The organism is Terasakiella brassicae, assembly GCF_014641495.1.
Taxonomy (GTDB): domain Bacteria; phylum Pseudomonadota; class Alphaproteobacteria; order Rhodospirillales; family Terasakiellaceae; genus Terasakiella; species Terasakiella brassicae.
This window is the reverse complement of sequence record NZ_BMHV01000004.1, coordinates 195,535-221,055: the sequence shown is the minus strand read 5'-3', so window position 1 is coordinate 221,055 and position 25,521 is coordinate 195,535. Positions and strand designations below refer to the sequence as shown.

The window sequence follows — 25,521 nt, the reverse complement described above, 5'->3', positions numbered from 1 at the left end:
GTCCAGTCCGATATAATGTCTCATGGTCACGTTCCTTTTTATGGCCTTTATGAAGCTGCTTTCACAGACTTCGAGCTTACCATCGGAGCGTGACCAACCGCTATTACGGCCATGTTACCACTCTCATCGCATGGTTGCTACTCCGCGATTATTGCGATTTCGGCATCGAATCCAAAACAAGAACATTGTTAGGAATAAATTAATTGACGATTCAGTATGCCCTGATTTAGAAGGCAAATATGGTGGCTGGGACATGCAACTGATGGCCTGTGCTAAATAAAACCATACGACATACAAAGAGGCTCTTGTCACACCTAAATTGGCGATACCGGGACACATGACCGGCGGCGTAAGCTCCAAGCCTCGGAGCGACTGGCAGATCGACTAAATTAGCGGTTCCCACCAGCATAAAAAAAGGGGCCACGGCGGTGTTGCCGCTGTGTAGAACTCAGGCATTTTATTAAATTTTCTCTTAGGTTCAAAAAAGATGCTGGCACTGTGAAAAAGATTACAACCAGCACGTTCACATTGGCTTCCAACCAAGGTCAGTCTGAACGACCGTCAGGTGCTTCGGCACGGATGTTCGATGTATTGTGGTAGTGTAAGCGGCTGACCGCCTACCCGTTGTTATTTCTAGCAACAAGTCGATTGGTTGGGGTGTTATGACGGCTCATTGCAGGTCATACCTTCATCTCCCCTTGTCTCGCGATTATTTTTTTCACGGGACAGGGGGGATGAAGGTATATCTGGTCTATTGCAGGTGATAAAATCATTTGGTCCTCAGACCCAAATGAAAAACAAAATTAACGTAAACCCCGCAGGCGAATGCCAAGGGGTTAAGTTAATTTTCCGACGAACGCGACTGCGTTTGGCGGTTGACTATTATATGTCCTCTTAGCGGACATTATTCTGATTTCAAGAAGTCTATTTTGACATCGAGATCATAGACCAAATAAAGCAGATCGTCGGACGAATTCGACCAAATTTCAATATTCACATAATCTTGCCATATAGCGAGCATATCTCGGCAGAACCGATCCAAGTCTTTTGTGTGAAGTAACGTTGAAATTGATACCGGATGCATTCGCGGCAGCAATTCAACCAATCGATCCAGTTGTTCACCCGTTAAATCAATGCCAAGGCAATGTTCATAGTCGGCATGTGTCGGTTTTTCTAGGGAAACATAATCATCAATAGAAATCATTGTCCAATCTCCATCTCGATTTGACGAATGTAATGCCGCAACCAACGCTTAAGCGTTTCATTGCGACAATTTTTAGTCAATTCTGACAGGAAGTTCTGCATGGCGACCCAAACTTCGCCACTGGGATTACTTTTGGTTCGCCGTAGCGTCGAAAAATACGTTCGGGAACGTTGGACCTGTGCAGTTAGGTCCGACCAACTACGGATCAAATTATTGGCGACCAGAAATTTTTGGATCACCATATAAAGCGGCAAATCGGTGTCTGCGATAATCATAACTTCATCTCCATTAAAATTATTATACAGAGATATTTATCAATGACGATCTACCATGATGAATTATGTCAATCGGATTTACATAGCGGAATGGGAATAACCTGCATAGAATTGTTAACAATGTTAACACTGAGGATGTCATCCCCTGTGATGTTAACGTTAACACCGTCGAGAATGGCGTTAACACCCGTATCTGTCAGTTTACACCATGCAGCGTCTATGACGCTGTTAACGGCATCTTCCGGGCTTGACGATACGATCATCACATTCCCCGTCGCCGCAACGCGATACGGCCCGTTATAGCGTTGCTGGACGCTGATGTCGAGAAACTCAACCTTATAACTATCAATACTCATACCGGGCTGTGCAAATGCATCAGGCATGTATCGGGGTGGAAGTGTCCCAGTGATGGATACCGGGATGATGTAAATCTGCTTGGTCATCATACGGACAAATTCCAATCTGCACCATGATCGGTTGATGAAATTTCCGCCGTTTCCAAATCAACGGCAATGACATTACCATCCAGCATAATTTCGACATCCAGCAGGATGTCAACGAAATCCGTGCAACGAACTGAAACGAGAGGGTTTTGCCCAATACGCTCCAGTGCATCAGTCAGGGTCTTCCCAAAAACCGCAATCACACCACAGCCATGGATAAATGCCGATTGCATGCCACCATCAAGGTTCTTATAGCAATGTTCGAAGGTCGCATTACCCAGCACATGGCCTTCGATAGTCATCTTCATCTGGTCAATAACCAGATCACCTGCCGTGGGCATAGTGTTGCCACGAACCTTCACTGGCACGGTGTATAAAAAATCGGCACATTGATACGGGGTATTTGAAATAGCAAAATCGCACAGTCGCATGGGAACCTCCATCAGTTGATGGCGGTATTTATCAGCAGCTAAGATTTCAGATTGTCTTCTATATAGGGGGCTTCTTCTTGGCGGCCTTCTGACGTAATCTTTGTATATAACGAAATCAAATTATCATTACCTTCAAAAGCCCAACGCTTAAACTGTGTAATGCTTTCTTCTCGGATTAACGATGTTGAACGTAAATCTTTGAATATCGAAATCCGCTCACACTCTGCTTTCAGGGCCATACCATCTCTCGTCAACGACTTGAAATATATTAGTCCTAGTTCAGCTTCGGATAGGTTTGAGCGGAGTATTCCTACGTGCTTCGCAATGTCAAAATCATCTGACAATGAAGCATGCTGACCAGTGATGAGTTTGATAATATTCAGCAGCACCCGGAAGTAATGATCTAAATCTTTGGAATATGATGATGAATACGAATTCTGAACTGAACTATTTTATATAAATATTCAACGGTGGTTCACGATTTATAACTGGCTGGTTTGACAAGGTGTTCGATACCGAACTCAAGTTCTGCGAGGCTGGTAATTAAAGTCGAGGGGGGTATCTGATCTGCGTATTTGGCTGCGGCATCTTTTTTCATCCCCCAACCGGCGACGGTCTTCCAATCGACTTCTCGAATTTTCTTATTATTATTTGCGTAAAACTTGTATGTATGACGATATGAATGGAACTTCTGTTTCTCATTCCAAACGCCACGTTCCTCCATCCACTCCTTCATCATCTTCTGTGGATCGCCAACATAGAAATTATTGGCTTTGGTCGTATGGACATCTGCAAACACCATTTTTTCCCCGGCAACTTTCCGCATACTCACATAATCGATGAACCCCCATTCAATCAGTTTAGGGTGCACCGGAAGCCAGCGTGGTCTGTCGGTTTTAGTATGAGGAAGATGGATGACCCAAAGATCACCGTAATCAAAGAAAACAGATTCAGTCTCCATGGAAAAAATCTCATTCCCCCGCATGCCATGAAACAGTGCTAACAATGGTGCCCAGCCCCAGTTATTATGACGGGTTGGTTCCCAGTCCGTGAACAGATCAGTTAATTGCTCAGGGGTCATATTCGTTCGTTTAGACCCTTCGGTTTTTCCACGGATACGGTTGGCTGGGTGCGACAGGTTGTATTTCTTACCAAATTCATCGATGGTCCAGTTGAAGAATTGGGTGATGTGTCCGATGTATTTTTCGGCTGTATCGTTCATCAGAAGTTGCGGAACCGGCTGTGGCTCTAAACCCTTCTCCAAAATTTCTTCGTTTTCTTCTTTGAGTTCTATTATCTCGTCAGCCTGTTCTTGTGGCGATTTTGTTTTTTTACGATGCCAGCCGTATGGAAGGTTTCGAATGATCCGGCGAATGTCATAGATGTCATCTCGTTCGATGGAGCCTATTGGACGGTCCGCATAGTGCGTTTCAAGGATGGTCAATAATGTTGAATAGTTGCTGCGTTTCCGGTTTCCTTTATCCGGGTTCAAAAAATCGTCTATCACGTCTTTGACTGTTGGTTGTGTCAAGTAAAGAGGACGTTCCCCGATATTGTTTAAGAGTGTTGATGCCAATATTTCAAGTTGGGACGGATCATCAACGCGAGGCGAAAGTTTTGATGCAATGATATTCTGTAGGGCGGCTGTCTTTGTATGATTGGCTAAATCGGCATGCGTTGCGAGCAAGAGCTTGTGTTGAAGTTCTGTAAGATACCGAGGGTCGATTGTGTCCCCATGGCTCTTGACAGCTTCCATGATGAGAAGAGCGGGGTTGTGATGTGGGTCAGCACGCTTGGATCGAATGTCATTAACGATACGGTCAAGGAGCCGCTGTTCGTCCATTGCAGCCATGGTGCGAATGATGGTCGGTTGAGGTCTGGCAGCAAGAAACATGGCTTTTAATTTGGCGGTATGGGACTGTTGTAGGATGTCAGCCATGGCGGGATCGCTGGTTCCCAATGTGAAACGAACATGTTCATGGTGTTTCAGTTTGGCTTTTTTGCCATGATCATATTCATAATGTTCAGGGAGATCGCCTCGGACGTCTGATGGTATCGTCAGCTTGTAATGGTATCTGCCACCGCGTTGCGTAGTATTCGATATTTTTTTCATTTTCGCACCATATTTCCGAGAACTGTGGAAAATCAAAATGGCACAATTCTATGGCACAAAATAATGGCACATGATGCTAAAAAATCAAGCAAAATAGCGTATTTATTAGGGTTTTGTATTTTCTGGAAACGATTATACGTTTCCTCCCAAACTAATACAGGCTCATCTACGGATGGGCCTTTTTTTTGTTCTTATTTTATCGGCATTCCCAAATATAAAAAAAGGTAAAAATAACTAAAATCAAGTTATTTTTATTTCTGCTTTAAAACGGAAATCGGACCACTCCCGCCCCTTTAATCTTTCCTCCCACCCCCCCATATCAAAAGGATAAACGGGTGAGGAGGATGACCAATGCATAAGATTGCTTTATTGGGACTTGGAAACGTTGGCACATTGGCCGGTATTTTATTGCAACAGGCCGGATTTCACGTTGTCGGTTTCGACCAATTTACGCCCCGCCAGGAACTTCCCTACCCTACTATTGAAACAGACCTGAGCAGCGCAGAACAGTTAAAGAAGGAACTCAAAAGTTTTGACGGGGTGCTTTCTGCCCTTCCTTATGCCCTCAATCCATTGGTTGCTCAAATCGCCCATGATCTGAATTTACATTATTTCGATCTGACCGAAGATGTACACGTCACAAAGAAAGTGCGAGAGCTCAGCCAAACCGGTAAGCGTTTAATGGCCCCACAGTGTGGCCTTGCACCGGGTTTCATTTCCATTGTCGCAAGCCACCTCAGCACCCCGTTTGACCGGGTGCGCGCCATTCGCATGCGGGTCGGGGCGCTGCCTCAACACCCGACGGGGCTTTTGGGCTACGCATTCAATTGGTCTCCTGAAGGGGTGGTCAACGAATATCTGAATGACTGCGAAGTCATCGAAGAAGGCCAACATAAATGGGTTTCCCCAATGGAATGGATCGAGACCCTGCACGTGAATGGGCGCAAATACGAAGCTTTCACCACATCGGGCGGCTTGGGCACCATGTGTGAAACGTTTAAAGGACGGGTGGAAAATCTTGATTATAAAACCATTCGCTATCCCGGACATGCCCAGTTGATGAACTTCTTCTTCCATGAATTGCTCATGCGGGAAAGACGCGAAGAAGCCGGCACAATCCTCACCAACGCCAAACCGCGTGTCGATGATGATATGGTTGTCATTCATGCCTCCGTTGAAGGGGAAATCGCCGGACATTTGCAAAGGCGGGAATTTGTACGCACGTACTACCCAAAACCAATTTACCACGACATGCGCCGTGCCATCGCCTGGACAACCACCGCATCGGTCTGCGCGGTTATCGAAATGGTCAGAGACGGTACCCTGCCCCAAACGGGTTTCCTCAAACAGGAAGATATTTCACTGGATGCCTTTCTCAATACAAAATCCGGCGCACTCTATCGGGAGGAAAGATAAATGCCCCACCTTCGCAATATTTTAGAAGACTTGGAACTGCCCATTGACGGCAATGGCGATCTCAGTGTCATCAGTCCCATTGATGGGTCCACCATCGCCAAAGTCTTTCAAACGCCCTTGAACGAAATCAGCCAAATGGCAGAACGTTCACAGACGGCTTTCTTAAAATGGCGCAATATCCCGGCCCCACGCCGGGGGGAACTCGTCCGCCTGTGGGGGGAAGAGTTACGCGCCTGTAAAGAACAGATTGGCACACTTATTTCCTTCGAAGTTGGCAAAATTCTGCAAGAAGGCTTGGGCGAGGTGCAAGAAGCGATTGACATTTGTGACCTCTGCGTCGGGCAATCACGTCAACTCTTTGGTAAAACCATCACCAGCGAACGCCCAGAACACCGCATGATGGAACAATGGCATCCCCTTGGCCCGGTTGCTATTATCACCGCTTTCAACTTTCCTTGTGCTGTCTTTGCATGGAATGCTGCAAATGCCTTGATCTGTGGTGATCCCATTATTTTAAAACCCTCGGAAAAATCGCCCTTGTCCGGTATCGCCACCCTCAACGCCCTGTTGCGCGCCATTGACAAATTCGGGGACGAGGCCCCCGACGATCTCGCACAAGCCATCATCGGCGGCGCAACACACAGTAAATCCCTCGTCAGTAATCCGCATATGGCCCTGGTCAGTGCGACCGGATCGACCAGTATGGGCCGTTCCGTTGCCCTCAGTGTCGCCCAACGATTTGGTCGGCGCATTCTGGAACTGGGCGGTAACAATGCCATGATCGTCACCGCACATGCCAATCTCGACCTTGCCGTTCGGGCCATTGTTTTTGGGGCGGTCGGAACCTGTGGGCAACGGTGCACCTCCTTGCGCCGTATTTTTGTTCATTCTAGCCTCAGCAAAGAATTGCTCAACCGGATTGAGCAAGCTTATGCCAGCCTGAAAATCGGCAATCCATTAAACGAAGACACTTTGGTTGGCCCCTTGATTGACAAGGCCGCCTTTGAAAAATTCCAATCCACCCTCAACCGGGCAAAATCCGAAGGGGGGGAAGTGCGCAGCGGCGGCGAACGCGTTCTGGAAGATATCTATTCAGAAGCCTACTACGTCACCCCTGCCATTGTGAAAATGCCGACACAAACCCCGATCATGCGTGAAGAAACCTTCGCCCCCATCCTGTATATCGTCGATTATGATGATTTTGATACCGCCATACATTTACATAATGACGTCCCGCAAGGACTATCCTCCTGCATTATTTCTGACAATATGCAGGAGGTTGAATATTTCCTCAGTGTCAACGGGTCAGACTGCGGAATTGCCAATGTCAACATGGGCCCAAGTGGTGCCGAGATCGGCGGGGCCTTCGGCGGTGAAAAAGAAACCGGTGGTGATCGTGAAACCGGATCAGACGCCTGGCGTAACTATATGCGCAGGACAACCAACGCCATCAATTATTCCCATGACATGCCCTTGGCGCAAGGGATCAGCTTTGGACGCAATTAAATTTCGTCCTCCCCCTATGCAAAACGCGAATTTCCTGCTAAAAGCGCGCCATCATTTTACATTATTAAATAGGACATTGCGACCATGAGCCTCGCTTCCCAATGCGACCTGTGTTCCAGCACGGACGCACTTTCAACCTTTGACGTTACAGCCGAGGAAACCATTACGGTCTGCGATACCTGTAAAGGCCAGATTGAAAATAACGACACAATGGATGTCCATCATTGGCGTTGCCTGAACGACAGCATGTGGTCACAGGAAAGCGGTGTGCAAATCATGGCTTGGCGTTTGTTGACCACATTGGCACAAAAAGGCGAAGGCTGGGCACAAGACGCGCTTGATATGCTTTATCTGGAAGATGATGTCCTGCAAAAAGCCAAAGCAGGCATGGCACAAGACGCAGATGATGACGACGATGTCAAACATATCGACAGCAATGGTGCGTTGTTAGAAGCGGGCGACACGGTCATTCTGATCAAAGACCTGAATGTGAAAGGCGGTGGATTTACCGCCAAACGCGGAACAGCCGTGCGCAATATCTCGCTGGTTCCCGATAATGCAGAACATATCGAAGGCCGTGTCAGCGGGCAGCAGATTGTTATTTTGACAAAGTTCGTGAAAAAATCCACTTAACATGAAAAAAGCGACCCCGCCCTGCAAACCCGCAACACAGGCACGATGCAAACGCCTGAAGATCGGTCAATGTATCGAATGCGAGAAAACCAAACCGAAGCAGGGCGGAACGCACAAAGCAGAAGAAATCAGCCTGCAAACTTCAAAACCGTAAGGGTTTCTTCCTGCATGATATCCATGCGGATCAGCTCACTAATGGCCTCGTCACACAGGTTCGGGGCATCTTCGTTCGCGACTTCCCAACTCCAGTGTCCATCCTTGAAAATAATACGTCCTTTGCCTGCGTTGACATAATCAACAATGTCACGTTCCAGTTTTTCAAGATCCCCCATATCAACCCCGTAAATTTGGGTATGAATTTTGATCCCTGCTTTGTTGGCTTCGCGTAACATGCAGCTCGCCCCCGGACTTTTTCCGTCCCACAACAAGACCAGCGCATCGGCATAATGGGCCATATCCCGGTTACGTAACTCACCGGCAACACGTCCATGCGTCAGCCAATCTGCGGGAAATGGTCGCACAGGAACACCATTGGCCCGCCCCCATTCCTCGCCCATGACATCTACGCCACGACATGTGCCGGATACAACTTCCGTAATTTCAAAACCGGATGCGGCAATGGTCTGTGCCAAGGCTTCCTTATCTTCAATTTGACGTGAGCCTGCAATAATCGTTTTCATCTCTCCCCCTCCTTACAGACTGAAATGAGTGGCCTTTATATCATAACTGAAAATATTCAGCACCCCCTATTGGTCACGACAGGATCGGCGCTTCTTCACGATGGGCACAATCTTGCCAACTGCATAAACGGCAGCTTAAACCGACCCGATCACTCAATTTCTCAGAACTCATATCCAGTCCATCAGCATAAACAGTCTGTTCGGCGTGCAAAGTCTCACAGGCCAACATCGTGGCCTTGAGAACACGCGGTTGAGAATAACCATGCTGGTCGGAGGCCTCAGCCTTTGCAAAAAACAAAAAGCGTTCTTTATTAGGGAACAACGTAATCTGGCGCACAATGCGCCCCGGTGTCTGAAAAGAACTGTATATATCCCACAAAGGACATGCATTCCCGTGGCGGGGAATGGGCAGACGCGGCAGCGTCAACCGTTTAATAATACGACCTGCCGGATTAATATGCATCAGGGCAAAAGGGATCCCTTCCGATTTTGGTTTTCGCAAACTGACCAGACGACTGGCGGCTTGTAAAAAGCTAACCGTATATTTACGCGATAAGACATCCACATCATAACGTTCGCGCACCGCATCTTCGAGAAATTCATCATACGGCATCAACAAGGCGCGTGCCGAATACGAAATCAACGCAATGGCTGCAAGTTCCTGCGCAGCCGCAGAGATCAAAAAATCAGATTTTCGAATTTCTTCAGAGATCAAATCTACCCAGGACAATTCAACCAACAAACAGGCCATTTCATAACGTCGTGTAAGGGCCGATGCATAAGACGGTACACTTAACACACGTTTGATCGGGTTGTAGCTGCATTGATGCAATTTGCCGACAAAGCCAATTTCACGATCTTTTGAAAAGGTCACTTTCACATCGAATTTTCGTTCCAGAAAATCCTGAATGACACGTTCTGTATCCCCGCCATGAAAGTCCGCCTCCGCCAGCATATCCGCCGCCGCATTTTCAAGTGTTGGGAAAAATCCCTGATGATCCATGACAAAGTCATCGACTTCTTCAGCGGGTGTCATGGACCGGGTCTGGACTTTTGCATTATCCAGAAAATTACCCAGTCCGGCAGCCACCCCTGCCAATTTTTGACTTTCTTCAGAAAGAATAGACAAAAACTGCGCACGGTCAGCCTCTTTCATATCCGGTGCCGTTCCCAGAATTTCAGAGGAAGAGCGGATCGCCGTTGCATTCGTCAACATCTGGAAAATAGCATCATCAATATAAGGCGCATAATTAAGACGTTCGGAAAGTGCCTTGATTGTTTGCCCCTGATCCACATAGGTCCGGTAAAGAATTTTTAAAGCCCGTGCCCAGCGCGGATGCTGCCCGACAAGACTCGGTGCTGTCGCATGCGTTAAATCCATATTCTGAAATAAAGGATCCGTGGTCAGTTCATTTAAATCCATAATCAGGCGACGATCACTTTCCCCATCCAGCGAACCGATATCCAGCCCAAGCTCCTGAGAGATGCGTTGCAGCAATTTACCGCCAATTGCCCGTTTATTATTTTCAATCAGGTTGAGATACGACCCCGAAATACCCAAGCGTTCCGCCAATTGTGCCTGCGTCACGCCGACCTGTTTTCGTTGTTTCTTGATTTTCAATCCAATAGGGGCACGGGCCATTACCTGTCTCTCCGGTCAGAAAAAATATTGCAGCGCAATGTCAATAATTTACAACTTCACATAAAATCATTTTATAAAATTGACAAAAAAATAACGTTACGTCAAAGGCTTATTGTTCTTTTTAAAAATTACCTGTACTTCTATTAAATAATTACAAAAGTACCGTAAGGTCAAAAATAGCTTAGAATTGACGGATAACCGAAAAATCATACCGGAAATTCTTAATGATAAATGTCAACCAAACAGGGAGTAAGACTTTGGTAGATATGAAAGTAAATCGTCGCTCGTTTATGAAGGGTACAGCGGTCGCAGCAGCAGGCGTTGCCGCACCGTCATTCTTTACACGTAACGCATGGGGCGCAGACTTCGTAAACAATCCGGGTAACAATAAGTCCATTACTTTGGGCTTTAACGTTCCGCAAACCGGTGCCTACGCAGACGAAGGCGCAGACGAGCTGCGTGCATACAAACTGGCCGTAAAACACCTGAATGGTGAAGGCGATGGCGGTATGCTCAACACCATGAAACCGCTGTCCCTTAAGGGCAACGGTGTTCTGGGTAAAAAAGTAGAATTCGTAACGGGTGATACACAAACAAAATCTGATGCGGCGCGTTCTTCTGCAAAACGTATGATCGAAAAAGACGGCGCGTTGATGATTACCGGCGGGTCTTCTTCCGGTGTGGCTATTGCCGTTCAATCTTTGTGCCAGGAAGCCGGCGTCATCTTCATGGCTGGCCTGACACACTCCAACGACACCACAGGTAAAGACAAGCGTCGTTATGGTTTCCGTCACTTCTTCAATGCTTATATGTCCGGTGTTGCACTGGGGCCGGTATTGAAAGAAGAACTGGGGATTGATCGTCGCGCCTATCACCTGACAGCCGACTACACATGGGGCTGGACGCAAGAAGAATCCATCAAAAACACCACAGAAGGTCTGGGTTGGGAAACCGTTGCAACCGTGAAAACCCCGGTTGGTGCGGGTGACTTCTCTCAGTACATCACCCCTGTTCTGAACTCCGGTGCCGATGTGTTGATCCTGAACCACTATGGTAAAGACATGATCAACTCGCTGACACAGTCCATTCAGTTCGGCCTGAAAGACAAGCAAGTCAACGGCAAGCAGTTCGAAATCATCGTTCCGCTGTTCTCTCGTTTGATGGCACAAGGTGCAGGCGACAACATCAAAGGTATTCTGGGGACAACAGGTTGGAACTGGGCATTGCAAGATGCTGGTTCGCAAGCCTTTGTAAAATCCTTCGGTCAAGAGTACGGCTTCCCGCCGTCACAGGCTGCCCATACGTGCTATTGCCAGACTTTGCTCTATGCAAATGCTTGTGAAGTTGCAGGTACATTCTATCCGCCGGAAATGATCAAGGCCCTTGAAGGCTTTGAATTTGACGGCATGGGCAACGGCCCAACCCTTTACCGTGCAGAAGACCATCAGTGCTTCAAAAATGTTCTTGTGGTACGCGGTAACCAAAACCCGTCTTCTCAGTTCGATCTTCTTGAAATCGTTAAAGAAGTTCCGAGAGAAGTTGTCACTTACGACGCCAAGATCTTTGGTGGCGAATTAGGCCCGTACAAAGTCTAATTTTAAATGACAGTGAATGGTCGCTCTCTGTTTCAGGGGCGACCATTCTTTTAAAAACAAATTTAATACCGATTTTTGGAATTGAGAGCTATGGAAGCTGTTTTCTTACAACTTCTCAACGGTCTTGATAAGGGGGGCGCTTATGCGCTGATCGCACTTGGTCTGACCCTTATCTTCGGGACACTTGGCGTAGTTAACTTCGCCCACGGCGCGCTCTTCATGCTGGGTTCTTTCTGCGCGGTTTCGCTGCAAAAAGTATTGAGCATGTCAATGAAAGTGCGCGACGAAAGTGTCACCTTTTTCGAGGCCTATAAAGAAGTCCCTTACTTGGAAATCTGGTTTGGTGATGCAGGTAAGGCCCTCATCGACTGGACCGTCCCGCTTGCCCTTCTGATTACAATCCCCATCATGCTTGGTGTCGGATATGTGATGGAACGCGGCCTGATCCAACGCTTCTATAAGCGCACACACGCAGAACAAATTCTTGTCACCTTCGGTCTCGCCATCGTTCTTCAGGAACTGGTCAAAGCCTATTTCGGTGCCAATCCGATCCCGACACCGGCGCCTGAAATCGTTTCCGGTTCCGCCCATGTCGGGGCCTGGTTCGGCCTCAGCGATGCGATCGTTTATCCGTGGTGGCGTTTGATTTACTTCCTCTTTGCTTTCGCTGTTGTCGGTGCCGTCTTCGCCTTCCTGCAACTGACCACCTTCGGGATGGTTGTGCGTGCCGGGATGGCGGACCGCGAAACCGTTGGGCTGATCGGCATTGATATCGACAAGAAATTCACCACCGTCTTCGGTCTCGCGGCCGTGGTAACCGGTCTGGCCGGTGTGATGTACACACCTGTCCTGCCACCGGATTATCATATCGGTATGGAATTCCTTGTTCTTTCCTTCGTCGTTGTTGTGGTTGGCGGTATGGGCTCCCTGCCCGGTGCGGTTGCGGCTGGTTTCTTGCTCGGCATCCTGCAATCCTTTGCATCGATGACTGAAATTAAATCCATCCTGCCCGGTATCGACCAGATCATTATTTATCTCGTCGCGGTGATCATTTTGTTGGTTCGTCCGCGTGGCCTGCTGGGTCGTGAAGGCGTGATGGAGGATTAAGCATATGAACATGAAAGACAATATCCTTGTGCTTATTTTCGGTGCGGTCATTCTGACCATGCCGCTATGGGCCGGCATTGTGGGCGCAGGTTATCCCGACCTGTTGCAAAAATTTGCCATCTTCGGTCTGTTTGCCATCGGGTTTAACATCCTGTTCGGCTTTACCGGCTATCTCTCCTTTGGTCACGCTGCCTTTCTGGGCATTGGTTCCTACACCGCCATGTGGTCCTTTAAACTGCTGACCATGAACGCAATTCCTGCCGTTTTATTTGCAACTGCTGTTTCCGGCTTGTTTGCACTGGCAATCGGGTTTGTCGCGCTGCGTCGTTCCGGGATTTACTTCTCCATCCTGACATTGGCTTTTGCCCAAATGTGCTACAATATGGCCTATTCGGTTCTGACGCCAATCACCAATGGGGAAACCGGCCTGACTTTGACAGCCACGGACCCGCGCATTCTGGATGCGGCAACAACAGAAGGTTTACCGTCCACAGAATTATTTGGCATGGGCTTAAGCGGCTACAACGGTTTCTACTTCTGTGCGATCATTCTGATCATCGGTTTCTATATTTCCGTGCGTTTGTATCGTTCCTCTTTCGGTCTGATGCTTCTGGCTGTCAAATCCAACCAGAACCGCATGAAATACACAGGCTTGAACACCAAACCTTACCTGCTTTCCGCTTTTGTGATTTCAGGGATGTATGCGGGCCTTGCCGGTGCCTTGATGGTCGTGATTGACCCGCTTGCCGGTGCGGAACGGATGCAATGGACAGCCTCTGGTGAAGTCGTTCTGATGACAATTCTGGGCGGTGTGGGGACTCTTCTTGGTCCGTTCATCGGCGCGATTGTGATCAAATATTTCGAAAACATTTTCTCTGCCTTTAATGATGCCGTTCTCAATCAGGTTTTCGGTTTCCTGCCCGACTTCATTCAAGGCATCTGGGTTTCCTTCGCCAGCCTGTTTGTCGGTAAAGGGTGGCACTTGACACTGGGCGTTCTGTTCATGTTGATCGTGATCTTTCTTCCCGGTGGCGCAATGGAAGGCTTCCGCCGCATTGCCGCCAAGTTCAAAAAAGAAAAAGAAGCCCATAGCGCAGGAGGGGCAGAATAATGTCATCTATTCTTACTGTTGAAGGCGTTAATAAAAACTTCTCCGGCCTGAAAGCCCTTGACGATGTCAATCTGGTTGTCGAAGAAGGCTCCGTTCATGCCATTATCGGTCCGAACGGTGCAGGGAAATCCACCTTCCTGAACTGCCTGGTCGGGCGTTTGGTTCCCGATACAGGGACCGTCCTTTACTATGGCAACAAGCCGGAAGGTGAAACCCTGTTCGGTCTGCCTCCCCACGCGATTAACCAAAAAGGCATCTCTCGTGTCTTCCAGACACCGGAAGTTTTTGAAGACTTGACCCTGTTTGAAAATGCCATGATCCCGGTTATGGCCCATTTGGACGGATCTTATCGCTTCAATTCCTGGGGGGGTGTTTTGTCACGCGGCGAAATTGCCGACGCGGCCGAACATATCCTGTCCGATGTCGGTTTGCTGGAAAAACGTAACATGCATTCCGGTTCGCTTTCGCGCGGTGACAAACGCCGTCTGGAACTGGCCATGTGTCTGGCGCAAGATCCCAAACTGTTGTTGCTGGATGAACCGACCGCCGGTATGGCGCGTGCTGATACCAACAACACCATCGATCTTTTGAAAAAGATCGGCGAAGAACGCAAAATTACAAAAGTCATCATCGAACACGACATGCATGTGGTGTTCTCGCTGGCGACGAAAGTAAGTGTTCTGGCACGGGGACACATCATCGCGGAAGGTGCCCCTCAGGAAATGAAGGGCGATGCGCGCGTACAAGAAGCCTACCTCGGAGGGGCACATCTATGAGTGATAAAATCACACAATCACAATATAGCGGTCCGCTTAAAAAAACCCTGCAACCGATTAAATCGCAGGGGACCGACCCGGCTTTCTTCTCTGTATGGGATGTTCATGCCTACTACGGTGAAAGTTACATCGTCCAAGGGGTCAGTTTCGACATTCACGAAGGTGAAATCGTCGCCCTTTTGGGGCGAAACGGTGCGGGAAAAACATCCACACTGCGCGCGCTTGCCCGCACGGATGACCCACAACTTCAACATGGTGAAATCTGGCTCGACCATGAACCGCTTCACGATATGAAGTCGTTTCAAGCCTCACGCGCCGGTCTGGCCCTTGTGCCGGAAGACCGCCGCATCATCCCCGGCCTGACCGTTCAGGAAAACCTTGAACTGGCACAAATCGAAGGCCGTAAAGGCTGGTCGATCGAACGCCTGTACGAACTGTTCCCCCGTCTGGGTGAACGCCATAACCAAATCGGGGTGACTTTGTCCGGTGGGGAACAGCAAATGTTGGCCGTTGCCCGCGCATTGGCCAAAGATATCAAATTGTTATTGCTGGATGAACCTTATGAAGGTTTGGCCCCGGTTATCGTTCACGAGATCGAAAAGACACTGGAAGATATTAAAAAACTCGGTATCACAACGATCATCGTAGAACAGAACGCGATTGCAGCCCTGCATCTGGCAGACCGCGCCATTATCATGGATGCAGGCCAAATCGTTTTTGACGGAACCGCGCAAGAAGTTCTCGATAACGCAGAATTGCGTCAGGAATATCTGGCAATCTGATTCATAAAACCATCAAACCAAGACCTGACAGGCCCGTCCCCTCCCGAGACGGGCCTTTTTTTTCATAACCTCACCGGAAAACCTGCTTCACATTGCCGACAAAACGGGACAGCGATCCTGTAATATCATCCACCGATACACTGTCTTTACGCCCGACTGCCTTACCGACTTCGCGCATGCCCATATAGGTCATAATTACTGCGGCGGCCCAGCCGACCATTTGTTCATAAAGGCTGTTCAACACATCACCCATTTCAATCAGACCAAGCGGTGCCGAGAGGGGCCCAAACGCCGCATTAACCACGTTATAAGCCGCAATCAATGAATTGACCCCGACAATGGCAAGCGGCGGCAAGACAACAGCGATAACCATCCAGCGCACTGCCCAAGGGCGTGTTGTCATCCGCATCAAGGCGACTTGGGCGCGCGCCTGTGGGGGAATTGCATTCAAAATTTCTGCATCCAAATGCCCGCCTTGCACACTCAATCGATTGGTGATGGTTTCATAAAACGCCAGTTCTGATTTCATGCGCTCCATAAATTGTGCCTGTTCCGGCTCACTTAATTTATCAACCTCTTCACGCAATTCATCCGGTGAACGCGCGTTGACGCTTTCCCCCTTTATGTCTTCCACAACTTGTTTGCCGACATCAAACAAATCAACAGCCCCTTTCATTGCCGCAAAAATTGCCGGCAATGCCGCTAAAAACGCAACCATATCCTACCCTTTCATTAAAGAACATTTAATGAATATAGGATTTATATCCTTTATTGCAAGTCTAGCAGAAAAAGCCCCGAAGTTTCCCTCGAGGCTTTTTCAAACGATAAGCAAAAATTCAATTCCGCGTGCTTAACTCACGCAGTTTGAATTTCTTTAACCGATAATATCGTTCAATGTTTGAGACGGACGCATCACAGCCACACGTTTGGCCTGATCCTGATGGTAATAGCCACCCAGATCAGCCGGTGCGCCTTGGCAATCAATCAATTCTTTGCGGATTTGATCTTCGTTTGCCGCCAGTTTTTCTGCCAACGGTGCGAAGAAGGATTTCAGGTCCGCGTCTTCATCTTGCGCAGCCAGTGCTTCTGCCCAGTAAAGTGCAATGCAGAAATGAGAACCACGGTTGTCATGCTCACCCACTTTGCGGCTGGGCGACTCGTTTTTATCCAACAATTTGGCCGTCGCTTCGTCCAGTGCCTTACCCAACACAGCCGCTTTTGCGTTGCCATTTACGTTGGCAAGGTGTTCCAAAGATGCCGCCAATGCGCAGAACTCACCAAGAGAGTCCCAACGCAGGTGGTTTTCAGCAACCAACTGCTGAACGTGTTTCGGTGCAGAACCGCCCGCGCCTGTTTCAAACAAGCCGCCACCATTCATCAACGGAACAATAGACAACATCTTCGCAGACGTGCCCACTTCCAAGATCGGGAACAAATCTGTCAAATAATCACGCAGAACGTTACCCGTTACAGAAATAACGTCTTTACCGTCTTTGATCATCTGGCAGGAATGTGCCGCCGCATCAGACGGGGCCATAATACGAATGTCCAGACCGCTTGTATCGTGATCCGGCAAGTAAGCATTAACTTTCTTGATCAGTTCCGCATCGTGTGCACGGTTTTCATCCAGCCAGAAAACAGCCGGTGTATTGCTCAAACGCGCACGCGTCACTGCCAGTTTCACCCAATCGCGGATCGGGGCATCTTTTGCCATACAGGCACGCCAGATGTCGCCTTTTTCCACATTGTGTTCAATCAGGCTGTTGCCCGCCGCATCGACCACTTTGATCGTACCATCCGCAGGTGCCGTAAATGTTTGCGGGTGAGAACCGTATTCTTCGGCTTTTTGCGCCATCAGACCCACATTGGGAACAGACCCCATTGTAGACGGGTCGAACGCGCCGTTTTCTTTACAGAAATTGATCACCGCATCATAAACACCGGCATAAGAGCTATCCGGGATCACACATTTGGTGTCGCCTTCGTTGCCATCCGGGCCCCAACCTTTACCGCCTGCTTTGATCACAGCCGGCATAGAGGCATCGATAATCACATCGCTGGGGACATGCAGGTTGGTAATGCCTTTATCGGAATTCACCATGTACATATCAGGCTGTTCTTTCAGACACGCCGCGATATCGGCTTCGATCTCAGCCTTTTTATCAGCAGGCAGGGAGGCGATTTTAGAAACCACATCGCCAAAGCCATTGCTCGTATCCACACCCAATTCTGCGAATGTGGCTGCATGTTTTTCAAAGACCGGAGCAAAGAACACTTCCACACAATGACCAAAGATCACCGGATCGGAGACTTTCATCATGGTCGCTTTCATATGAAGCGAGAACAGAATGCCTTGTTCTTTGGTTTCTGCAATTTGTTCCGCCAAGAACTTGCGCAGTGCTTTAACAGACAAATATGTCCCGTCCAGAACTTCACCGGCTTGCAACGGCAAGCTTTCTTTCAAGACCTGCTCAGTCCCGTCTTTGCCGACAAAAACGATCTTGCCTTGTGTGGCTGCGTCCAATGTTACAGATTTTTCATTTGATGCAAAATCATCCTGCCCCATTGTCGCAACGTGGGTTTTGCTGTCTTTTGCCCATTTGCCCATGCGGTGCGGGTTTTTCTTGGCAAATTGTTTAACCGCAAACGGTGCGCGGCGATCAGAGTTCCCTTCGCGCAGAACCGGATTTACAGCAGAACCTTTTACTGTGTCATATTTCTTGCGGGCTTCTTTTTCCGCATCTGTTTTCGGGTCTTCCACATAATCGGGAATGTCGAAACCGTGATCCTGCAACTCTTTAATCGCAGCAATCAACTGGGGAACAGAAGCCGACACGTTCGGCAATTTAATCACGTTGGCTTCGGGCTTTTTCACCAATTCACCCAACTCAGCCAAATCGTCGGAATGCAAATCGAACAAAGCGAGGATACGGGCTGCCAAAGAGATGTCCTTTGTGCCTACCTCGATGCCAGCCGCACCGGCGAATTTCTGGATGATCGGCAGGAAAGAACCGCTTGCCAGTTCCGGCGCTTCATCGACGATTGTATAGATGATGTCAGTCATTTTGTTTCAAAACTCCCAAAAGCCATAGAGGCAAATATTTAATTTCGTGGTCGTATTTGTAGTATCTGGACCGCCGCACCGCAACAAATTTACAGTTTTTTTCGGTATTACCAGTTGAGATTACCTTTTAATCCTTCAAAATCAATCTTCTAGCAAGTGAGCGTACAAAAGATCCACAAACTACAAAAAAACAGGTGAAATTTTTCATAGCTTTTTTGATTATATTTACCCCCTGCAAGGCTATCGATTCTGCCTCCTCAGCCGTCTTAATTCACACGTTTTTACCCGATACATTTGTATTACCACTACGATAGATTTGAGAGACTTTCCTTTGTCTACAACCCTTTGTAAAACATAGAAAAACTGCCGATTTGGTCATACCAAAACTTTCCTTGCCAACCTGTTTCTACAAGCGTATCGTCGCCTGAATGACATGGGAGACTTCGCTGTCGTCCATCCTTGTTCCTCCAGGAGATATCGCACATGAGCAAAATTAAGGTCCAAAATCCGATCGTCGAACTCGACGGCGACGAGATGACCCGCATTATCTGGCAGTTCATCAAAGACAAACTGATCCTTCCCTATGTCGATGTCGATTTAAAATACTATGACCTCGGCATGGAAAACCGCGATGCAACCGATGATCAGGTTACGATTGATGCCGCCAACGCCATTAAGGAACATCGTGTCGGTGTAAAATGCGCGACCATCACCCCGGATGAAGCCCGCGTGGAAGAATTCGGCCTGAAAAAAATGTGGAAATCGCCCAACGGCACATTGCGTAATATTATCGGCGGCACCGTCTTTCGCCAGCCGATTATCTGTAAAAACGTCCCGCGCCTTGTCCCCGGCTGGACCAGCCCGATTGTCATTGGTCGCCATGCCTTTGGCGATCAGTATAAAGCCACTGACATGCGCGTTCCCGGTCCCGGCAAACTGACCATGACGTTTGAACCCGCCGATGGCGGTGAAGCCATCACCCATACGGTTTATGAATTTGAAAGTTCCGGCGTGGCCATGTCCATGTATAACGTGGATGACTCTATTCGCGGTTTTGCCCGCGCCTGCTTGAACTACGGCCTTGAACTGGGCTGGCCTGTCTTCCTGTCCACCAAAAACACCATCTTGAAAGCCTACGATGGACGTTTCAAAGACATCTTCGAAGAAGTCTATGAAACCGAATTCAAAGAACAGTTCGAACGGGCTGGCATCATGTACCAGCACCGCCTGATCGACGATATGGTTGCCTGCGCCATGAAATGGTCAGGCGGTTTCGTCTGGGCCTGTAAAAACTACGATGGGGATGTGCAATCCGATACGGTCGCACAGGGGTTCGGTTCCCTCGGTCTGATGACCTCCGTTCTTATGACACCGGATGGGCAAACGGTTGAAGCCGAAGCCGCCCACGGCACCGTCACCCGTCACTATCGCATGCATCAGGAAGGCAAGGAAACCTCCACCAACCCGATTGCCTCCATCTTTGCATGGACACGGGCTTTGAAATTCCGTGGTCAATTTGATGGCACTCCAGCCGTTGAACGTTTTGCCGAAGATCTGGAAAAAGTCTGTATTGAAACGGTTGAAAGCGGCCATATGACCAAAGACTTGGCCTTATTGGTCGGCCCCGATCAATCCTGGTGTACAACCCAGCAATTCCTTGATCATATTGATGCAAACCTGAGAGACAAAATGGCCCGCCGTCCGGGTTAATCTCGTTACATTACAAATTAAATCCAGAATAAGCTTGGTGTTACAGCCAAGCTTATTTTGTTTTAATCATAAACCAGAAAAGACCGTTTTAAACTGAAATGAAAAAAACTCTTTTCAACTGACTGATCTATCGTCCAAATTGCACGATATATGATAGAATGGTTGTAAATGAACATGTGAGGCAAAGACGTTTTTATATGACACGACTTTATACTCTCTCCTTTATTGTTTTCTTATTGTCAGGTCTTTTTACATCCTCACACGCAGAAAACAGCTTTGTCATCTCTGAAGACAGCTACCAGGGACATATCCAGATATTCGGTCATGTCGGCTTTCTCATGCGTTTGACGCAGAAACAAGCCTTCAGCGTTTCCGTCCACAATCATGTCAACCAACAATGTCGTATCTCGGACGAACTCTTACGCGCCCCGCTTCTCTCTGAATTAAAACTCAGTGATTATCCGACAGCTTCCACCGCCCCATTTACTTTGCATTTGGAACTCATTGGCGGGATGGATCCCCATAAAACATGTCTCGTGAGCTATGACCTCAGCCTCCTTCGTAATTATAGCGGCCATACCGATGGTCAGGAAGAAGTCCAAAACTCATACGATTACATACACGCTGTTCCTTTATTGGAAGTCAAAGGCCTTATGCATATCCGACCAGATACAACAGAACAAAAATTGGTGGAAGGCGTTCAGATAGCAGGGAAACGGCTCCTATACAATTTAGGCCAAATTCAAAAAATATACGCTTTACCCCAAAAACGTTAACTCCCTTCCCTCCTCAAAAAAAAAGGGCGACCACGAAAGTCGCCCTGTCGAGTTTGGGTAAATTCAATTTATTTTTCTAAAACATAAGCCCCCGGGGCGCGCATTAATGGGGCATGCTGATTGCTGCCCAGTTTATAAGGCGCCGCTTTTTCGTCACCGGATCGCGTCCCCAGCCAACCGGCCCAATGATCCCACCAAGACCCTTGTGCCTTGCTTGCCCCCGCCAGCCATTCGTCTGATGTCTTGGCACCTTTGGCATTGTGCATATAGCTTGCCTTCGGGTTGCCCGGCGGGTTGATAATGGATTGAACGTGACCGCTGGAATGCAGAACAAATTCAGAGTCACCGCCAAAGAACTTGGCAGAATTAAAGCATCCCTTCCAGACGCTGATATGATCTGTCTGCCCCCCGACCATATAGATATCGCAATCGACTTGTTTCAGATCGATCGGTTCGCCTTTGACTGTCAGTCCGCCCGGAACTTTCAACAAATCCAGCGAGAAAACATCCAACAGGTCTTCGTGTAGTTTTGCAGTGACGCGGGTGGAATCGTTATTCCAGAACAGAATATCAAATGCAGGCGGTTTTTTACCCATCAAGTAATTATTGACCCAATAGTTCCAGACCAGATCGTTGGGGCGCATCCATGTAAAGACACGTCCCATTTCTTCACCATCCAGTACACCTTTATAACGCGATTTCATCTTCGCCATTGCAATGGCTTCGTTCGAGGCAAACAAGCCAAGGGATTGTTTCTCATTGCTGTCCAGAACCGCAACAACCATCGTTGCCGACTTGACATATTTTTTCTTTTTCGCCGCCAGATAACCCAACAGGGCCGCCATCGGAATAGCCCCGGTACAGGCTGCATACAGGTTGATTTCGTCCATCAAGGTAATGGAACGGATGGCCTCAATCCCTTCTTCCAATGCAGTGACATATTCATCCAGTCCCCAATGACGGTGTTCACGTGTCGGGTTACGCCAGCTGACCATAAAGACCTGAAAGCCACTGTTGACCAGATATTCCACCGCACTTTTCCCCGGCGCGAGATCCAACAGATAGTATTTATTGACGACAGGCGGGATAAACATAATCGGGCGTTCATGCACCAAGGGGGTCGTCGGGGCATACTGGATCAATTCCAAAACATCGTTGCGATAAATCACATCACCGGGGGTGGCAGCAATATTTTCCCCGACTTGAAAGGCTGACTTGTCCACCTGAGCTGGCAACCAATTATTTTCTGAGATATCTTTGGCAAAATTTTGAAACCCTTCCATCAGGCTTTTACCGCCGCTCTCGCGTAACTTTTCCAGTGCTGCCGGGTTGCTCAACAGATTATTTGTCGGGGATAAGGCATCCGTCACCAACGAGGACAGGTAACGCGCACGCTGGACATCCTTGTCTTCCAGTTCAACATGATCGATCATATTGTTGATCGCACGTGACCATGCCAGATAGCCATGCATCGCCATCTTGTGCATCGGGCTACGATCCCACGCATCATCGCGGAAACGTCGATCTCCTTTTTCCACTTCCAGTGCCTCAGGATTGGCGACTGCTGCGGTCAACTCTTTTGCCAGCTTGTTGGTTTCTTCCAATACCACAGCTGGCTTACAGATAACTTGCCCGCCTACTTTGGAAAACAGTTTCACCATATCTTGCGGCGAAACGCCCCCGACGAAAGGTGAATTCAGTTTAACCTTCTCGTCCTGTGCCTTTTTGTCTTCCAATCCCTTGGTTTGGTTCGAAGCCGGAGAATTGACATTACGCACCATCTCAACCCATTGGTTCGCCACGGCGTTGGGCAAACTATAAAGCTGTTGCATACCGTTCATGTAATTTGACAAGGCGGTATTGCCGTCGAACGCGGAAGCCAACGGCTTTGCGGCTGCATTTTTAGGCATATGTTTAGTCGGTTTGTAGTTCCACATGTTTATTACCCTTATTGGCGTTTATTTTATTCTTGTTGTTCTGAATAATGCTGATTTTTCAGCGGCTTAATTAAAGCTTTCCAGAAACCCAACACCATAACTACAGATAGGGTTTTTGCGTTATTTTTAAATTTGTAATTGATGTATCTGCATCTTATACGATGTATGCCTGTAAAGCAGGGCGCGAGCTATCACAAATGTGATCGCGTATCAATTAAGTATAAATACGCCTATACAAATGTAGGCATACTACACCTATACAAGCCACCTATAACAACCATTGGTTTATAGCTCTATATATTTCAATCACTTATCACAGTCGTGATGTGGCAGGACAAACATGCCTTCAGATCAAAACATTCGATTTTGATGAAAATGAATTGAATTTTTTATGATTTTTTAGTGACCCACAGACTTGGAAAAGCCATTTATCAGGATCACACCTGATACAATTAAACCGATTCCCAGTATGGCGGGCAGGTCAGGAATTTCTTTATAAAAGACGATTCCAGATAAGGTCACCAAGACAACGCCAATACCCGACCATATGGCATATGTGATTCCAATCGGCAGGACACGCAAAGTCAGCGTCATAAAATAAAACGCACAACCATAGCCCACCACGACAATTACACTGGGCCAAAATCGGCTGAACTCTTGCGATGCTTTCAACGCACTGGTTCCAATAACTTCGGCAAGAATGGCAATCGCCAGATAAACATATGTCATAAAGAGACCTCAATGGGTGGGTTAATGCGTGTACAGTTTTTACAAACGTTTTTCGCCAACACACGCAACCATTGCTTATGAATAGATCAATGTGTGCCACGGCGATACCCCCTTGGATCAATTCATTCAGAATTTAACAAAGTCATCCGCACCACAGCGCCGGGCGGCTTTTTTGACCGCTTTCCCACAAAGAATAATTTTATTGATAAATAGAGTCAGATTCACCTTGACGAGAGCAGTTGTTTTCCGTAAAAGGCGGGTCTCTCTTGAGGGCGGGACTATGTCTGGCCCCACCTTCAGTATTTATGAGATTGAGGAATTTGTATTATGGCACGTCGCTGCTCACTTACTGGTAAAGGCGTTCAAACTGGCAACAACGTTAGCCACGCTAAAAACCGCACTCGTCGTCGTTTCTTGCCGAACTTGCAAGACGTAACTCTGGTTAGCGACGCCCTTGGCGTTTCCGTTGGCCTGCGCGTTAGTGCTTCTGCACTGCGTACGATCGAACACAAAGGCGGTCTGGATGCGTACTTGCTCGACACAGCAGCCGACAAGCTGCCGCGTGAAGCACGCCGTTTGAAAAGCCGTGTTAAAAAAGCTCAAACTAAAAAAGCTGCTTAATTCAGCCTTTTAGTTACAGTTTACAAAGAAGCCGCCTACTTGAAAAAGTGGCGGCTTCTTTGTGTTTTGATTTTATATTTTAACGTAACAAAAGAAGTTTCATAAGCAAGGTACGTTGTAAAGGACTGTAGTTATCGTCACTGATCAGGCTCAGAATCGTCTCTCCCTTTTCATTTTTTTCGGCAATAATACCTTCAAAATTATCCAGCGGCGTGGGACTACGCAATGTTGCCAGCACCTTTTCACGTTGACCGGTTTCCACGTTCAACACCGACAAACGGATGGCAACACCTTGCAAAGGACGGTAAAACCGTTCCAGAAGCACCATACGTTCATCATCCGGTAAACGCGTCAATCCGGTCGGGCGAAAACCATCGCTAAGCGGAAGTTTATAGGCCTGCCATGTCTTTGCCGGATCCTGCACCCATAAAAAGGTGGCAGGCACGTCTTTTGGGCCTTCTGCGACAATAACCAGACGCCCATCGGAAGAAACTTCAATCGCTTCCAGCCCATCGTTAAAAGGCAGATCATAAACTTCTTTGGGAAGCGGCAGTTCTTTCCCCATCACATATCCAGCCAGATTATAAGGCACAATGCGATCGTCACGTTCAAACGAAACATAGATAAGACCATCGCCTGCATCCGCGAGACTTTCCGCATCAATACGATGATCACCGTCCAGTTCATCGTCGTTTTTTTCCAGCAAGGGCACAATGTCAACCAGACTCATATCTGGATTAAATTGAAACAAGTGGGCGCGATCACTTACCGCCAGCAGTTGCCCCTCTTTTTTCAATAAAGCTGACAGGCCGCCAAACGCACGGCTATCGGCTTCCAACTGCGTCACAGACAGCAATTTAATATGATCGGTCTGAAAAGGCGCAAAGGGAACCTCTTTTTTCCATACCTTGACGGGTTCCGCTACGGCAGGGATTGCCCAAACCAACATGAAAAAAAGAATGTATCGCAT

Annotated in this window: 24 protein-coding genes and 1 pseudogene; 12 read left to right on the top strand and 13 right to left on the bottom strand. The window is 48.0% G+C overall.

Going from position 1 to position 25,521, the window contains the following annotated elements; translation table 11 throughout:
* Positions 1 to 904: 904 nt before the first annotated feature.
* The 6 genes and pseudogenes from IEW74_RS04205 to IEW74_RS04180 all read right to left on the bottom strand — a co-directional run bounded on the left by IEW74_RS04205 (position 905) and on the right by IEW74_RS04180 (position 4,466).
* Positions 905 to 1,204 (bottom strand): hypothetical protein, encoded by a 300-nt coding sequence (locus IEW74_RS04205; protein WP_188661923.1) that lies wholly within the window; start codon positions 1,202 to 1,204, stop codon positions 905 to 907.
* A complete protein-coding gene (locus IEW74_RS04200) occupies positions 1,201 to 1,479 on the bottom strand; it encodes a hypothetical protein (RefSeq protein WP_028879217.1) in 279 nt (92 codons plus the stop codon). The genes IEW74_RS04205 and IEW74_RS04200 overlap by 4 nt, the downstream gene beginning before the upstream one ends.
* Positions 1,480 to 1,547: 68 nt before the next feature.
* On the bottom strand, positions 1,548 to 1,940 hold the full coding sequence (locus IEW74_RS04195; RefSeq protein WP_188661922.1) for a hypothetical protein: 393 nt from the start codon (positions 1,938 to 1,940) through the stop codon (positions 1,548 to 1,550).
* Positions 1,922 to 2,353 carry a hypothetical protein gene (locus tag IEW74_RS04190; protein ID WP_156950671.1) on the bottom strand — a complete coding sequence of 144 codons (432 nt, stop codon included), beginning with the start codon at positions 2,351 to 2,353 and terminating at the stop codon, positions 1,922 to 1,924. The genes IEW74_RS04195 and IEW74_RS04190 overlap by 19 nt, the downstream gene beginning before the upstream one ends.
* Positions 2,354 to 2,391: 38 nt before the next feature.
* Positions 2,392 to 2,760: pseudogene (locus IEW74_RS17490) on the bottom strand (putative phage abortive infection protein); the annotation flags it as partial.
* Positions 2,761 to 2,828: 68 nt separating this feature from the next.
* Complete coding sequence (locus IEW74_RS04180; protein WP_028879213.1) at positions 2,829 to 4,466, bottom strand: tyrosine-type recombinase/integrase; 1,638 nt, start codon at positions 4,464 to 4,466, stop codon at positions 2,829 to 2,831.
* A 351-nt stretch (positions 4,467 to 4,817) separates the two neighbouring features.
* Between IEW74_RS04180 and IEW74_RS04175 the strand changes: the two genes are divergently transcribed.
* The 4 genes from IEW74_RS04175 (at position 4,818) to IEW74_RS04160 (ending at position 8,175) form a co-directional block, all read left to right on the top strand.
* The gene (locus IEW74_RS04175) at positions 4,818 to 5,882 is read left to right on the top strand and encodes a saccharopine dehydrogenase family protein (protein ID WP_188661921.1); all 1,065 of its coding nucleotides are present in this window, start codon (positions 4,818 to 4,820) and stop codon (positions 5,880 to 5,882) included.
* Positions 5,883 to 7,388, top strand: a complete 1,506-nt coding sequence (amaB, locus tag IEW74_RS04170) for an L-piperidine-6-carboxylate dehydrogenase (RefSeq protein WP_188661920.1) — start codon at positions 5,883 to 5,885, stop codon at positions 7,386 to 7,388.
* 84 nt (positions 7,389 to 7,472) lie between these two features.
* Positions 7,473 to 8,021 carry a PhnA domain-containing protein gene (locus IEW74_RS04165; protein WP_188661919.1) on the top strand — a complete coding sequence of 183 codons (549 nt, stop codon included), beginning with the start codon at positions 7,473 to 7,475 and terminating at the stop codon, positions 8,019 to 8,021.
* A gap of 1 nt (position 8,022) precedes the next feature.
* On the top strand, positions 8,023 to 8,175 hold the full coding sequence (locus tag IEW74_RS04160) for a hypothetical protein (protein ID WP_188661918.1): 153 nt from the start codon (positions 8,023 to 8,025) through the stop codon (positions 8,173 to 8,175).
* On the opposite strand, the gene IEW74_RS04155 is transcribed toward IEW74_RS04160, so the two are convergent.
* Both IEW74_RS04155 and IEW74_RS04150 read right to left on the bottom strand, forming a co-directional pair.
* The gene (locus tag IEW74_RS04155; RefSeq protein WP_188661917.1) at positions 8,150 to 8,701 is read right to left on the bottom strand and encodes an SLOG family protein; all 552 of its coding nucleotides are present in this window, start codon (positions 8,699 to 8,701) and stop codon (positions 8,150 to 8,152) included. The two genes, IEW74_RS04160 and IEW74_RS04155, sit on opposite strands and share 26 nt — an antisense overlap.
* Before the next feature lie 73 nt (positions 8,702 to 8,774).
* Positions 8,775 to 10,343, bottom strand: a complete 1,569-nt coding sequence (locus tag IEW74_RS04150; protein WP_188661916.1) for a helix-turn-helix domain-containing protein — start codon at positions 10,341 to 10,343, stop codon at positions 8,775 to 8,777.
* A gap of 266 nt (positions 10,344 to 10,609) precedes the next feature.
* Between IEW74_RS04150 and IEW74_RS04145 the strand changes: the two genes are divergently transcribed.
* The 5 genes from IEW74_RS04145 to IEW74_RS04125 all read left to right on the top strand — a co-directional run bounded on the left by IEW74_RS04145 (position 10,610) and on the right by IEW74_RS04125 (position 15,714).
* Positions 10,610 to 11,938: a substrate-binding protein gene (locus tag IEW74_RS04145; protein WP_229734232.1), complete on the top strand. Its 1,329-nt coding sequence runs from the start codon at positions 10,610 to 10,612 to the stop codon at positions 11,936 to 11,938.
* Positions 11,939 to 12,028: 90 nt separating this feature from the next.
* Entirely contained in the window at positions 12,029 to 13,045 is a 1,017-nt protein-coding gene (locus IEW74_RS04140) for a branched-chain amino acid ABC transporter permease (RefSeq protein WP_188661914.1), read from the top strand.
* A gap of 4 nt (positions 13,046 to 13,049) precedes the next feature.
* Positions 13,050 to 14,156, top strand: coding sequence for a branched-chain amino acid ABC transporter permease (locus tag IEW74_RS04135; protein WP_188661912.1), 1,107 nt, complete (start codon positions 13,050 to 13,052; stop codon positions 14,154 to 14,156).
* Complete coding sequence (locus IEW74_RS04130) at positions 14,156 to 14,932, top strand: ABC transporter ATP-binding protein (protein ID WP_188661910.1); 777 nt, start codon at positions 14,156 to 14,158, stop codon at positions 14,930 to 14,932. Before IEW74_RS04135 ends, IEW74_RS04130 begins: the two co-directional genes overlap by 1 nt.
* The gene (locus tag IEW74_RS04125; RefSeq protein WP_188661908.1) at positions 14,929 to 15,714 is read left to right on the top strand and encodes an ABC transporter ATP-binding protein; all 786 of its coding nucleotides are present in this window, start codon (positions 14,929 to 14,931) and stop codon (positions 15,712 to 15,714) included. The genes IEW74_RS04130 and IEW74_RS04125 overlap by 4 nt, the downstream gene beginning before the upstream one ends.
* Before the next feature lie 70 nt (positions 15,715 to 15,784).
* Here IEW74_RS04125 and IEW74_RS04120 read toward each other — a convergent pair whose 3' ends face one another.
* Entirely contained in the window at positions 15,785 to 16,432 is a 648-nt protein-coding gene (locus IEW74_RS04120) for a type 2 periplasmic-binding domain-containing protein (RefSeq protein ID WP_188661906.1), read from the bottom strand.
* A 156-nt stretch (positions 16,433 to 16,588) separates the two neighbouring features.
* Positions 16,589 to 18,778 (bottom strand): NADP-dependent isocitrate dehydrogenase, encoded by a 2,190-nt coding sequence (locus IEW74_RS04115; protein ID WP_188661903.1) that lies wholly within the window; start codon positions 18,776 to 18,778, stop codon positions 16,589 to 16,591.
* 483 nt (positions 18,779 to 19,261) lie between these two features.
* On the opposite strand from IEW74_RS04115, the gene IEW74_RS04110 reads away from it, so the two are divergent.
* Positions 19,262 to 20,488, top strand: a complete 1,227-nt coding sequence (locus IEW74_RS04110) for an NADP-dependent isocitrate dehydrogenase (RefSeq protein WP_188661901.1) — start codon at positions 19,262 to 19,264, stop codon at positions 20,486 to 20,488.
* Positions 20,489 to 20,685: 197 nt separating this feature from the next.
* Positions 20,686 to 21,264 (top strand): hypothetical protein, encoded by a 579-nt coding sequence (locus IEW74_RS04105; RefSeq protein WP_188661899.1) that lies wholly within the window; start codon positions 20,686 to 20,688, stop codon positions 21,262 to 21,264.
* A 68-nt stretch (positions 21,265 to 21,332) separates the two neighbouring features.
* Here IEW74_RS04105 and IEW74_RS04100 read toward each other — a convergent pair whose 3' ends face one another.
* Together IEW74_RS04100 and IEW74_RS04095 are read right to left on the bottom strand one after the other, a co-directional pair.
* Entirely contained in the window at positions 21,333 to 23,201 is a 1,869-nt protein-coding gene (locus IEW74_RS04100) for an alpha/beta fold hydrolase (protein ID WP_229734231.1), read from the bottom strand.
* Positions 23,202 to 23,600: 399 nt separating this feature from the next.
* Positions 23,601 to 23,930 (bottom strand): DMT family transporter, encoded by a 330-nt coding sequence (locus IEW74_RS04095; protein WP_188661897.1) that lies wholly within the window; start codon positions 23,928 to 23,930, stop codon positions 23,601 to 23,603.
* 327 nt (positions 23,931 to 24,257) lie between these two features.
* Here IEW74_RS04095 and rpmB point away from each other — a divergent pair, with 327 nt between their 5' ends.
* Positions 24,258 to 24,551 (top strand): 50S ribosomal protein L28, encoded by a 294-nt coding sequence (gene rpmB / locus IEW74_RS04090; RefSeq protein ID WP_188661895.1) that lies wholly within the window; start codon positions 24,258 to 24,260, stop codon positions 24,549 to 24,551.
* A 79-nt stretch (positions 24,552 to 24,630) separates the two neighbouring features.
* Here the strand turns inward: rpmB and IEW74_RS04085 are convergent, their stop codons facing one another.
* Entirely contained in the window at positions 24,631 to 25,521 is an 891-nt protein-coding gene (locus tag IEW74_RS04085; RefSeq protein ID WP_188661893.1) for an esterase-like activity of phytase family protein, read from the bottom strand.

Bases quoted from the DNA above. Each gene is read 5' to 3' on its own strand.
- IEW74_RS04205 (WP_188661923.1), bottom strand. From the start codon at position 1,204: ATGATTTCTATTGATGATTATGTTTCCCTAGAAAAACCGACACATGCC.
- IEW74_RS04200 (WP_028879217.1), bottom strand. From the start codon at position 1,479: ATGATTATCGCAGACACCGATTTGCCGCTTTATATGGTGATCCAAAAA.
- IEW74_RS04190 (WP_156950671.1), bottom strand. From the start codon at position 2,353: ATGCGACTGTGCGATTTTGCTATTTCAAATACCCCGTATCAATGTGCC.
- IEW74_RS04180 (WP_028879213.1), bottom strand. From the start codon at position 4,466: ATGAAAAAAATATCGAATACTACGCAACGCGGTGGCAGATACCATTAC.
- IEW74_RS04175 (WP_188661921.1), top strand. From the start codon at position 4,818: ATGCATAAGATTGCTTTATTGGGACTTGGAAACGTTGGCACATTGGCC.
- amaB (WP_188661920.1), top strand. From the start codon at position 5,883: ATGCCCCACCTTCGCAATATTTTAGAAGACTTGGAACTGCCCATTGAC.
- IEW74_RS04165 (WP_188661919.1), top strand. From the start codon at position 7,473: ATGAGCCTCGCTTCCCAATGCGACCTGTGTTCCAGCACGGACGCACTT.
- IEW74_RS04160 (WP_188661918.1), top strand. From the start codon at position 8,023: ATGAAAAAAGCGACCCCGCCCTGCAAACCCGCAACACAGGCACGATGC.
- IEW74_RS04155 (WP_188661917.1), bottom strand. From the start codon at position 8,701: ATGAAAACGATTATTGCAGGCTCACGTCAAATTGAAGATAAGGAAGCC.
- IEW74_RS04150 (WP_188661916.1), bottom strand. From the start codon at position 10,343: ATGGCCCGTGCCCCTATTGGATTGAAAATCAAGAAACAACGAAAACAG.
- IEW74_RS04145 (WP_229734232.1), top strand. From the start codon at position 10,610: ATGAAAGTAAATCGTCGCTCGTTTATGAAGGGTACAGCGGTCGCAGCA.
- IEW74_RS04140 (WP_188661914.1), top strand. From the start codon at position 12,029: ATGGAAGCTGTTTTCTTACAACTTCTCAACGGTCTTGATAAGGGGGGC.
- IEW74_RS04135 (WP_188661912.1), top strand. From the start codon at position 13,050: ATGAACATGAAAGACAATATCCTTGTGCTTATTTTCGGTGCGGTCATT.
- IEW74_RS04130 (WP_188661910.1), top strand. From the start codon at position 14,156: ATGTCATCTATTCTTACTGTTGAAGGCGTTAATAAAAACTTCTCCGGC.
- IEW74_RS04125 (WP_188661908.1), top strand. From the start codon at position 14,929: ATGAGTGATAAAATCACACAATCACAATATAGCGGTCCGCTTAAAAAA.
- IEW74_RS04120 (WP_188661906.1), bottom strand. From the start codon at position 16,432: ATGGTTGCGTTTTTAGCGGCATTGCCGGCAATTTTTGCGGCAATGAAA.
- IEW74_RS04115 (WP_188661903.1), bottom strand. From the start codon at position 18,778: ATGACTGACATCATCTATACAATCGTCGATGAAGCGCCGGAACTGGCA.
- IEW74_RS04110 (WP_188661901.1), top strand. From the start codon at position 19,262: ATGAGCAAAATTAAGGTCCAAAATCCGATCGTCGAACTCGACGGCGAC.
- IEW74_RS04105 (WP_188661899.1), top strand. From the start codon at position 20,686: ATGACACGACTTTATACTCTCTCCTTTATTGTTTTCTTATTGTCAGGT.
- IEW74_RS04100 (WP_229734231.1), bottom strand. From the start codon at position 23,201: ATGTGGAACTACAAACCGACTAAACATATGCCTAAAAATGCAGCCGCA.
- IEW74_RS04095 (WP_188661897.1), bottom strand. From the start codon at position 23,930: ATGACATATGTTTATCTGGCGATTGCCATTCTTGCCGAAGTTATTGGA.
- rpmB (WP_188661895.1), top strand. From the start codon at position 24,258: ATGGCACGTCGCTGCTCACTTACTGGTAAAGGCGTTCAAACTGGCAAC.
- IEW74_RS04085 (WP_188661893.1), bottom strand. From the start codon at position 25,521: ATGCGATACATTCTTTTTTTCATGTTGGTTTGGGCAATCCCTGCCGTA.